The organism is Marinibaculum pumilum (assembly GCF_042646425.1).
Taxonomy (GTDB): Bacteria; Pseudomonadota; Alphaproteobacteria; order Ferrovibrionales; family Ferrovibrionaceae; genus Marinibaculum; species Marinibaculum pumilum.
Genome location: NZ_JBHRTR010000017.1, coordinates 37,761 through 48,074, shown reverse-complemented (window position 1 = coordinate 48,074; position 10,314 = coordinate 37,761). Strand labels below are relative to the sequence as shown.

7 protein-coding genes are annotated in these 10,314 nt (G+C 69.9%); all 7 read right to left on the bottom strand.

The window, feature by feature from the left end:
* Positions 1 to 129: 129 nt before the first annotated feature.
* Positions 130 to 1,623, bottom strand: coding sequence for a class I adenylate-forming enzyme family protein (locus ACFOGJ_RS06465; RefSeq protein ID WP_379899008.1), 1,494 nt, complete (start codon positions 1,621 to 1,623; stop codon positions 130 to 132).
* Entirely contained in the window at positions 1,620 to 2,870 is a 1,251-nt protein-coding gene (locus tag ACFOGJ_RS06460) for a beta-ketoacyl-[acyl-carrier-protein] synthase family protein (protein ID WP_379899007.1), read from the bottom strand. Before ACFOGJ_RS06460 ends, ACFOGJ_RS06465 begins: the two co-directional genes overlap by 4 nt.
* Before the next feature lie 117 nt (positions 2,871 to 2,987).
* On the bottom strand, positions 2,988 to 4,367 hold the full coding sequence (gene pelG, locus ACFOGJ_RS06455) for an exopolysaccharide Pel transporter PelG (protein ID WP_379899005.1): 1,380 nt from the start codon (positions 4,365 to 4,367) through the stop codon (positions 2,988 to 2,990).
* A gap of 19 nt (positions 4,368 to 4,386) precedes the next feature.
* Complete coding sequence (pelF, locus tag ACFOGJ_RS06450; RefSeq protein WP_379899004.1) at positions 4,387 to 5,973, bottom strand: GT4 family glycosyltransferase PelF; 1,587 nt, start codon at positions 5,971 to 5,973, stop codon at positions 4,387 to 4,389.
* Positions 5,970 to 7,145 carry a tetratricopeptide repeat protein gene (locus ACFOGJ_RS06445; RefSeq protein WP_379899003.1) on the bottom strand — a complete coding sequence of 392 codons (1,176 nt, stop codon included), beginning with the start codon at positions 7,143 to 7,145 and terminating at the stop codon, positions 5,970 to 5,972. The genes pelF and ACFOGJ_RS06445 overlap by 4 nt, the downstream gene beginning before the upstream one ends.
* Complete coding sequence (locus ACFOGJ_RS06440) at positions 7,142 to 8,680, bottom strand: GAF domain-containing protein (RefSeq protein ID WP_379899001.1); 1,539 nt, start codon at positions 8,678 to 8,680, stop codon at positions 7,142 to 7,144. Before ACFOGJ_RS06440 ends, ACFOGJ_RS06445 begins: the two co-directional genes overlap by 4 nt.
* Before the next feature lie 76 nt (positions 8,681 to 8,756).
* The coding region (locus ACFOGJ_RS06435) for a hypothetical protein (protein WP_379899000.1) at positions 8,757 to 10,314 on the bottom strand (1,558 nt) is incomplete at its 5' end.

Genomic DNA, 10,314 nt, shown 5'->3' with positions numbered 1-10,314 from the left:
GAACATTCCGCCAGAACGCTCGTTTCCAAGTAGAATCAATGCCATGCACCCCGTCATCCGAAATCGTGCCGGACAGCACTGGCTCGGGGGCCGAGGATGACGGCGGGGGGGGCGGAGCCGGTGGTGCCCTCAGCCTGTTTCCGACAGCGCCTCGACGATGCGGAACTTCTGCACCTTGCCCATCGAGTTGCGCGGCAGTTCGGGGCGGATCTCGATCTGCTTCGGCACCTTGTAGGCGGCCAGGTTCCGGCGGCAGAAGGCCGCCAGCTCGGCCGGGTCGAGGCCGGCGTCGCGGATCACCACCATGGCGCAGACCCGTTCCCCCCAGCGCTCGTCGGGCAGGCCGACCACGGCGGCCTCCAGCACCTGGGGATGGTCGTGCAGGATGCGCTCCACCTCCGCGGTATAGACGTTCTCGCCGCCGGTGATGATCATGTCCTTCTTGCGGTCGACGATGCAGAGCCGGCCGTCCGGCTGCCAGATGCCGATATCGCCGGACATCGCATAGCCGCGGTGCCAGGCCGCTTCCGTCGCCTCCGGCCGGCCCAGATAGCCGCCGAAATGGGTCAGGCTCTTCACCCCCACCTCGCCGGGTTCGCCGGGCGGCGCCGGTTCGCCGTCGGCATCGAAGACCTGCACCTCGTTGCCGAAGGTCGGCCAGCCGACGGAGTGCGCCAGCAGGGTCGCCGGGTCCTTGACCTCGAAGGTGCACCAGCCGCCCTCGGTCCAGCCATAGGCCTCCGCCACCCGGGCGTGGCGGAACATCCGCATCGCCCTCTGCGTCATCGCCAGCGGCCCCGGCGCGCCGGAGGAGATGATGAAGCGGGCGGCGGCCAGGTCCGGTTCGCCGCGGGCGGCCCACTCCTCCAGGATTGCGCCGGTCATCGCCGGCACCAGGAAGGCGAAGGCGGCATCGCTGCAGAACGCCTCCAGCGCGGCCGCCGGGTCGAAGGCCGGCATGATGTCGGCCCGCGCGCCCATGCACAGGGCGCCCAGGGTCAGGCCGCAATAGGACAGGTGGAACAGCGGCCCGGGCACCAGCATGACGGTGTCGGCGGTCAGGCCGAACTCCCAGCCCCAGCGCATGATCTGCACCAGGAAATGGTCGTTCGACCAGATCGCGCCCTTCGGCAGGCCGGTGGTGCCGCTGGTATAGGCGATCGCCGCCGGCGCCTCGCCGCGCCCGCCTTCGCCCAGCAGCGGCCGTTCCGCCGTTTCCGGTGTCGGCAGGTCGGACGTCGCGATCACCCGGCGGGCGCCGGCGACCCGGCCGGCGACCGCCGCCAGCGGGCCGTCGGTCAGGACCAGACCGGCGCCGCTATCGTCCAGAATGAAGGCGAGCTCCGGCTCCGCCAGACGGGAATTCAGCGGCACCGCGGTGACCCCGGCGACCTGGCAGGCCAGATAGGCCAGCGCGGCATCGGCGCCGTTCGGCAGCAGCAGGCCGACCATTCGGCCATGCGGCCCGGCCGGGACATCCCCCAGCGGTGCGGCCAGCGCCAGGATCCGCCGCCAGGCCTCCGAATAGGTCAGGCTGCGCCCGCCCAGTTCGCGGAGCGCCACCCGGTCGGGATGCGACAGGGCGCGGACGGCGACGGCTTCGGCAATGGTCAGCCGCATCATGCCCTCCTGACGATCACGGAGGCGTTCTGCCCGCCGAAGCCGAAGGCATTGACCTGGCAGGTGTCGTAGCGCTGCCGCTTCGCGGCGCCGGTCACCACCTCGAAATCACAGTCCGGGTCGGGCTCGTCGGTGTTCGCCGTCGGCAGGAAGCTGTTTTCGGCCATGCCCAGCAGCGCGGTGATGATCCCCATCCCGCCGGAGGAGGCGCCGGGATGGCCCAGCGCGCCCTTGATCGAGGCGACGGGCAGGCCGCGCCCGCCATGCACCGTGTTGATCGCATTGATCTCCGCCGTGTCGCCCTTCGGCGTGCCGGTGGCATGGGCGATCAGCGCCTGCACCTCGCCCGCCGCGATGCCGGCATCGGCGATCGCGAGCTGCATCGCCCGCGCCTCCCAGCGTCCCGACGGGTCGGGGCTGGAGGGGTGGTAGGCATCGGCGCACTGGCCATAGCCGCAGAGCCAGCCATGCACCTTGGCGCCGCGGGCGCGCGCATGGTCGGCGCGTTCCAGCACGATCATCGAGGCGCCTTCGCCGACGACGATGCCCTTGCGCTTCACGTCGAAGGGCAGCATCGCCTGGTGCGCTTCCGATGGCGGCGCGTCCATGCCGTAGAGCATCGAGGTGTAGAACAGCACCGGCACGAAATCGCCGTCGGCGCCGCCGCCGGCGAGGCTGATACCGCCCTCGGTCGCGCCGCAGATCGCGACATCGGCCAGGCCGGCGTCCAGCAGCCGCGCCGCGGTGCCGATCGCGTCGAGGGAGGAGGCGCAGGCCGTGGTCACGGTCAGGCAGGGCCCGTGCAGCTTCCAGCGCATCGCCATCTGGGCCGACGCCATGTTCGGCCAGATCTGGATCATGGTCTTGCGCGGCACCGCTTCCGGCCCGCGCATGTCGAGTTCGTGCTGCGCCTTCATCACCGCGCGCACGCCGCCGATCGAGGTGCCATGGACGATTGCCGTCCGCTCCGGATCCGGTTCGCCGAGCCCCGCCTGTGCCACCGCCTGTTCGGCGGCGGCCAGCGCGAACTGCGCGAACAGGTCGGTGCCTTCCTCCACCCGCGGATCCATCCAGTCGCCGGGCCGGAAGTCGCGGATGACCCCGCTCCAGGCGCGGTCGCCATCGGCCCGCCCCGCCCAGGGCGCGGCGGTGATCGCGGTGCGCCCGGCCGTCAGGCCATCGTGAAGGGATCGGATGTCGTTGCCGAGCGCGGACACCGCGCCCATGCCGGTGATGGCAATCGGCTGCACGTTCGCTCCTCCCTGACATTGTCTGCCCGGGGTCGCTGGCCGCCCCGGTTTTGTCCGACAATCTTAGCCGACAAGGGCGGGCAGAGGGCAAGCGGGACCGGAGGACCGCGGCGCGACCTATTCCACGCTGGGGTTCGAGCCGATGAAGGCGAGGTAGGGCAGGCGGCTGAGCGCATGGGAGAGGACCACGAAGCCGACGGCACAGGTGACCACGGTGGAGGCGAAGAAGCCGTAGCCGTAATACTCGAAGCCGCCCTCCAGGCTGGCCAGGGTGAACAGCCCGTTGGTGACCAGGAACAGGGTCTGCAGGCCCAGGTTCGGCAGACGCAGGTCGAAATAGGCGAGCAGGGTGGAGAGGAACAGCAGCATCGCCTGGAAATAGGCGCCCAGGATGCCGAAGCGCAGGATGCCGATCTGCTGGAAGCTGGAGGCGGTCAGCTCGATCACCGCCGGCGCCAGGAACAGGGCCAGCATGGTGACCGCGGCCTGCAGGATGGCGATGTCGCGCGACGAGGTGGCCAGGGTGCGCACGATGCGCAGCCGGTTGTCCTCGATCTCCGCATAGGTCGCGTGAAAGGCGATCGCCCGATAGAAGCGCTGGTAGACCCGGAAAAACGCGGTCTCGACGGAGACCAGGAACATCGCCAAGGACGGCACCACCGTCAGGTAGGCCAGGAACATCGCGCCGTCATAATAGGGATGGGTGGCCAGGGCGCCGCCGACCACCACCCGTTCCGGCGCGAACCACATGATCCACTTGTCGATCCAGACCGCGGCGTTGAACACCAGCCCGCCCAGCGCCAGCGGCCAGTAGGTGCGGAAATAGGGCAGCACCGCGAAGGGTTCGACGAACTTGTAGGGATATTCCGCGAGGATCTTCGCCTTGGCGATGAAGACCAGCACCACGATGCCGGTGCTGAAGCCGAACAGCATGCCGTCGGTGCCGTACCAGCGCGACAGGGCGATGGCGGTGACCGCGCCGACCGTCAGCCCGACCAGGAAGGCGATGAAGATGGTACGGTAGTCACGCAGCGCGGACAGGAAGACGCCGACATACCAGATGCCGCAGACGGCGGCGAGGTTGACGATCGCCGCCAGCGCGGTGGTCAGCGGCAGGTCGCAGACGAAGCCGTAGAACGGGATGCCGATCAGCAGCGCCAGGCCGTAGCAGGCGGCCGAACCGGTCAGCAGGGTGGCCGGCACCGGCTCCACCTTGCCCAGGAAGATGCGGTCCGCCAGGAAGCGGGTGGTCACCAGGGCGATCGGCCCGGTCATCACCAGGGAGGCGGAGAAGTTGTAGATGATCACGCTGTGGAACAGCCGCACCTCCAGGCTGGCGGTGCCGTAATGGACCAGCAGGGTGACGGCGGCGAGCGAGAAGACGGTGATCAGCCAGGGGCCGGTCGCGATCACCGCGGCATAGGCGATGCCGCGCAGCACGCCGGTCAGGTCGTCCTGGCGCATCAGTTTCTCGAGGACGAAGCCGATTCCCGCCATTGCCGGCCCCCGCCGCCCGCTACTCTGCCGCCGCCGCGGCGTCGGCCGCAGCGAGGTAGCGGCCATAGGTGTCGCGATAGGCGGCGGTGACCAGCGGTGCGTCGTAATGGTCGCGCATGCGCCGCTGCAGTGCCGTCGCCGCATCGTTGTAGTACACCGGGTCGGTCAGCAGCCGCAGGATCTCCCGCCCGGTCTCCTGCGGCGCCGCCAGGGGCGTCACCGCGCCGCCGGCGCCCAGGCGCGGCTCCTCGTCCGGGCGGCCGTAGATCAGTTCGGCGCAGGAGCCGACATTGGTCGCCACCACCGGGATGCCGCAGGCGCCGGCCTCCATCACCACCAGCGGCTGCGCTTCTGAAATGCTGGTCAGCACCACCACGTCGAAGCGGCCCATATGCTCCAGCAGGTTCAGCGGCCCGGCGAACTCCACCACGTCGGTCAGTCCACTGTACTGCGCCAGGGCGCGGCATTCCCGGGCATATTGCGGATCCTCGTCGGTGGGGCCGGCGATCACCGCCTTCACCTCCGGCAACTGGCGGTGGACGAAGGCGATGGCGCGCAGGAAGGTCTTCACGTCCTTGATCGGCACCACCCGGCCGATGAAGGCGATGGTGGCGCGCCCTGCCTCGCGCTCCGCCGCCGGCTTCTTCGCCACAGTCTCCCAGCGGTCGCAGTCGACGCCGTTGGGGATCAGGCGCAGCTTCTCCGGCGGTGCGCCGCCCTGGCGCTGCAGGTCCTGGTTGCCGCCATAGAGGGTGATGATCTCGTCCATCGCGGCATAGCAGACCCGGGAATAGGCCTCGAAGGTGTCGATCCACAGGTCGCGCAGGTCGCGGCCCGGCGCTTCCGGCGACAGCGCCTCGTCCGTATCATGTTCCAGCCAGTCGGCCATCAGGATCTCCACCCGGCGCTCGTTGGTGTAGATCCCGTGCTCGGTCAGCAGGGCCGGCAGGCCCAGCTCCACCTTGGCGCGGGCGGCGACCAGGCCGGCATAGCCGGTGGAGATGGCGTGGAACACCTTCGCCTGCGGCAGCGGCGCCGCCAGGCAGGCGAACATGCCGCCGATCAGTGACCGCCAGCTCCAGAAATAATTCAGGAACGAGGTGTTCGGCAGGCTGTGCCGGTACATCGCCACCACAAGGCGGAAGGCATCCTCGGAATTCATCAGCACGTCCTGCCCCAGCCGTTCGCGCAGCGGCGCCAGCGCCTGCACCACAGTGGTGAAGCTGTCCAGGCTGCCGCTTTCCGCCAGGTCGGTCAGGGCGGGGCCGAGGGTCGCGAACATCCTTTTCTGGCGGGGCACCTTGCCGCGTCCCGCCGGCATGCGCTGCACGAAGATCTCGGTCAGCCCGGTGACGTTGGGCGGCAGCTCGTATTTCGGGCGGCGCTGCACCGGCAATGCGGAGATCACGAACAGGTGGAAGGTCAGGTGGCTCTGTACCCGGATCACGTTGTGCATCCAGGACGACACGCCGCCGGACACGAAGGGATAGGAGCCTTCAAGGATCAGGCAGACATCGGCGGCCGAGGCCGGGTCCCTGGCATCGGGCGGCAGCGGCGGCGGCCCGGCCGGCTCACCGCCTGTCGTTGCCCGCTTCGGCGCCGTCATGCGGACAGCGCCGCCGTCACCGCGGCGCGCTCCTCTTGCAGCTTCTGCTCTTCCGCCCGGTCGCGGATGCTGCCCAGCTCCGGCGGCCGGCGGGCCCAGAACTGCACCCGCGGGCGGTCAGGCAGGCCGTGCCGGACCGCATGGTCGTGGGCGGCCTCGGAAAAGGCGCGCAGTTCCGGCACGCGGCCAGTGCGGTACAGGCATTCGGCGTACCAGGGCGCGACCTCGGCATAGAGCAGGTCGCCGGAGCCGATGTCGCGCAGGGCGCCGAACACCTCCGCCGCCTCCTCCGGCATGTTCAGCCGCACCAGCAGCCGGCCGAACTCCAGCCGCAGCTCCGTATCCTCCGGCTGTGCCGTCAGCGCGATACGGTAGCCGTCGGCCGCGCGCCGCCGCAGGTCGGCCGAACGGTCGTCATCGGCCAGCCCGGACATGGCGTAGAGGTCCAGGTGCCGCGCCAGGGCGAGCTGCGTTTCCGGCGCATCCGGCGATTGCGCGGCGGCCTCGCTCAATTCGACCAGCTTCTGCGACAGCGACTGCTCAACGAAGGCGGTGGCGGAGGCCGCCTGCACCCGCACGCTGGGATCGGAATCGTTCAGCGCCGCCAGCAGGGCAGGGGCGAAGGTGGGCCGGTAGTTGCGGGAGATCAGGGCGATGACGATCTGCTTCTGCCGGCTGCTGCCGTTGTGCATGATGTCGATGAAGGAGCCGACGGCGGTGGCCAGGGCATCGTCCTCCTTGCCGCCGCGGATGGAATCGTACAGCTGCTGCGACAGGCTGCGCTCCTCCACCGGAAAGATCGACTGGTACCAGTCCGCGAACGGCGTCGCCTTGCGCCGGGTCCATTCCAGGGTGGCGGTGCCCAGCATGACGCCGACCGCGCCCAGCGGTCCAAGACCGCAGACGCTGACCGCCAGCAGGCAGCGCAGGCGCACGCCGATGCCGCGCCGCAGGGCGCGGGCGGCCATAAGCCAGAGCCAGAGCACGACCAGCGCATGCAGGACGAGCGCCGGCAGCACCTCGCCGCGCACCAGCAGCACCAGGGCGGCGCCTTCCGCCAGGGTGGCGCAGACGGCCAGCAGCCAGAACTTCAGGCGGCCGCCGAACTCTGCCCCCGTCGGGTAGGGCTTCGGGATGTCCTGCGGGGTGTAGAGGGCGCTGTGGTCCTTCATTCCGGGACACAGACCCCCAGGTCGGACAGGGTCGCCCGCGGCGGCTCGTCCTGCGGCCGGCTCAGTGCCTCGACCCCGAACTCCACCCGGTCCGCCCAGGGCGTGCCCTCATGCACCTCGTCCAGCTTCTCCGCCATCGCGACCCGCAGCCGTTCCGCCAGCATCCGGGCATCCTCGGTGCGGGCCCCAGGCAGCATCACAGCAAAGCTGAAACCGTCATCGTCGATCTCATAGGCCTCGTCCGTGGTGCGCAGGATCTTCTGCACCGCATAGGCCAGGCTGTTGCGCAGCCGCGCCAGCATTTCCGGGTCGCCGCTCATCTCCGCCGGCGGGCGGATCACCAGCATTGATGCGGCGAAACCGCTGCGGCCGGCCAGCCGCTCCAGGAAGCGCTTCTGATGCTGATAGGCGGCGGTCGACAGCATCAGCCCGTCGCGGGTCAGACGGTCGGCATCCGCCTTCTCGAAGCGGCGGGCGCGCGACAGGGCCGCGCCAACCCAGGAGCAGATGATCTCGAACCTGTCGACCGCCTCGTAGTCGAGCTGCGAGAAAGGCACCCGCTCCACCTTGATCATGCCGATCAGCGACTGGTCCTGCGGGTCCACCACCGGCCCGGCCATCAGGCCCTCGCCCGCCAGAAGGCGTTCGCCCTCCGGCTCGTTGACGATGGCGAAGTCCAGCTGTCCCACCACGGCCTGCAGCAGCATGTGGTCATGGCCGAAAAAGCGCTGCCAGCGATCCCCCTCCCGCCAGCCGACGGTACGGGCGACCTCCAGCCCATCGTCGGAGAGCAGGTAGAGGGAATAGGTCTCCGCGTCCATCACGGCGGAGAAGATGTCGTCGAAACCGTCCAGCACCTCCTGCACCGTCAGCCGCTCCAGTGCGCTGGCGCCGCGATAGAGCGAGGTGACGGTGCGCAGCTGGCTGGCCAGCCGGGCCTCGACCTCCCGCTTGGCGTCCTTCAGCTTTTCGTAGCGGTCGGCGATGGCGGCGGCCTGCGCCCGCGACCGTGCCAGCTGCTCCCGCAGCGCCGCGCGGTCCGCCACCTGACGGTCGCGGATGGCACCCAGCAGCACGGCGGAAACCAGCCAGAGCATCGGCGTCGCGAAGATATGGAACAGATAGTCGTACAGGTCCTGCGCGATCTGCTGCTGCGGCAGGTTGCCGGCATAAAGCACGATGGTGGAGGTGATCGCGGCCAGCAGGCCGTAGGAGGTGCCGTACTGCACGGTGAGCACGATCACCGCGATCCAGAACGGGCTCGGCTCCACTTCCAGGAAGCGGTTGCCGTCCAGCACGAGGGCATCGAACAGCAGCGCCATGGCGAAGAAGACGACAAGCTCGATGCTCGCCGTCAGCCATTGCTGCCGCGGCCGCAGGTTCTCGTCCAGAAAGACCTCTTCGCCGGCTGGCCCTTCGTGCCGGCTCATGCCGTCGGGCAGGCGGCGCTCCCGCAGGCGGCGGTCGGCCTCACTGCGCCGGTCCGGCGCCGAGGGCATGATCGTCCTGCCCGGCTGCTCCGTCTGCTCGGCCATCCCCTGCGCTGTCTCCCCTTCCGCTGTCGGCGGCCCCTGCATGCCCCGTCTCAAAACGATCCGGACTGTCGCCGGCCTAGAAATTCACTGCAACACCCAGGCCGGCCCGCGCCACCGTCGCGTCGTTGCCGCGGCCGTTGGACAGGCCGTAGGAGACATCGCCGAAGATCTCCAGGCTGTCGGTCGGCTGGTAACGCAGCTGTGCGGAGCCTTCCGGGCTCTGCCCCTGGATCCTGTCGTAGGTATAGCCCAGCTGCACGCCATAGTCGGTGTCCTGCGACAGCCAGCCGAACAGGCCGATGGCGACGGTATTGGCCTCCCGGCTGGTGATCGGCAGGGGATTGTAGGTCTGGCCCAGCGCGCTGACCCTTTCCTCGCTGTGCATCACCCAGTCGCCGTCGAAGCGATAGCTGGCCACCGCCGACGGGCCGCCTGCGAACAGCTCCTGAAGGAGGAGATAGTCGATTTCTGCGCCGAAGCCGGCGGTACTGGCCACGCCGGAGAGGTCGGGCAGGGAATAGCGGTAGGCATGGGCGCTGCCCTGCACCGTGATCTCGGTGCCGATCTCCCGCCGGTAGGCAATAGCGGCGCTGTCGCGGGTGCCGGCGTCGGCGATGGTTTCGGTATAGTCGTAGTTCGCTTCGTTCCAGGCGCCTGTCAGGGTCAGTCGCCGCGCTGGCGGACCATACAGGATCCGCCCGCCGGCGCCGACGCCAACCGGGTTGATCAGCAGCCGGCCGGCGACGGTCCAGTCGGTGGAGGCACGCCAGGCGGCCTCCAGCTCGCCGTCGGCACGCTCGCCGTCATAGGGCAGGATCTGGCCGTCCGGGCGCAGCACGTTGTCGGACTGCATGTGGCGCTGCCGGATCCGGGCGCGCAGGGTCCAGTCGTCGAGCGGCTGCACCCGCAGTACCGCCTCTACCCCGCGCTGCGTGTCGCTGTCCTCGACATCCTGGTAGAAGCCCGAGACGGTCAGCCGGTCGCCCCATTGTCGCCGGGCCTCGCGCGCGGCGCGGATATAGTCGGTGTTTGCCGGCGCCTGCGCCCGCAGCCGGTCGTAGAGGGTGCGCGCCGTCCGCCAGTCGCCTGCCTGGGCGGAAGCGAAGGCAGCAGAATCCAGCACGTCGCGGCGGTCCGGGAACTGCGCCAGCATGGCGCCGGTCCGCGCCTCCGCCGCGCCGGGCGCGCCGTCCAGCAGGTCGGCGCGCGCCAGCAGCAGCTGCCGCCGGATCTCCGCTTCGCTGGCGCTGGTGGGCAGCACACCGGGCGGATCCACGATCACCGTGTCCGCTGCCGGAAGCTGCGCGGCCGACGGCGCCGGCCGGTCGTCGGCCATGTCGGGGCCGAAGGTGACCGCCACCCCGTCGGGATGCTGCTCCACCCGGCTGCCGGTGCCGTCGGACAGTTCCAGCAGGACGCTGTCATAGCCCCAGCTGACGCTCGCCACCCAGGGCGCCATCGCATCGGAAAGGCTGCCCAGGGCGGCGGCATCCACCGGCGGGCCGCTGCGGATAAGGATCTCCTGGCTGTCATGGGTGATCTCCAGCGGCACCGGCGCCGGCCAGACCAGCAGCAGGCGGTTGGCGCCCGTGTCGTAGCGTGCGCGCAGCACCGCCGGCTGGACGCCGGCATCG